Source organism: Limnospira sp. PMC 289.06 (assembly GCF_032350395.1).
Taxonomy (GTDB): domain Bacteria; phylum Cyanobacteriota; class Cyanobacteriia; order Cyanobacteriales; family Microcoleaceae; genus Limnospira; species Limnospira platensis.
Genome location: NZ_JARPLC010000493.1, coordinates 1 through 447, shown reverse-complemented (window position 1 = coordinate 447; position 447 = coordinate 1). Strand labels below are relative to the sequence as shown.

General features: G+C 46.1%; 1 protein-coding gene. It reads left to right on the top strand.

Features of this window, described 5'->3' with window-relative positions:
* The coding region (locus P5674_RS25955) for a hypothetical protein (protein WP_315670495.1) at positions 1 to 243 on the top strand (243 nt) is incomplete at its 5' end.
* Between the last annotated feature and the right edge of the window lie 204 nt (positions 244 to 447).

The window sequence follows — 447 nt, the reverse complement described above, 5'->3', positions numbered from 1 at the left end:
TACAAAAAACATCAGCGGATTTTCCTGGTCACTTGTTTGGCTTGGATGCTGGCAGAGCGACAAGTCGCCGCCAACGGGCAGCAACAAATCGGACGGCATTTAAGACGGACTGCTCAAAGGTCTGTGTTCAACTTATCAGATGAGGAGGTAGCCCACTACATAGCAGAAATTGAGGATTCCATCCAACGGAATCCCCAAATAACCAGACCGATTGGACTGCTTTTCAAAGTTCACAAGTCTTAATTTCAAAAGGAAAGGGAAACCTGTTCGTTTCCCCTTCCTCCCCATCATCCTTAGTAAAAAGGAACTTGAATATGAGCGACGTGAATCTACCTCGTTCAGTCATCAGCATAACATCTGAGACTGCTACGGGTCAACTCAACTTGTCCGAATCCAGCAATTCTCATTTTGGCGAAAACCTGTTCAAGTCCCCAGCATCCCTGTATC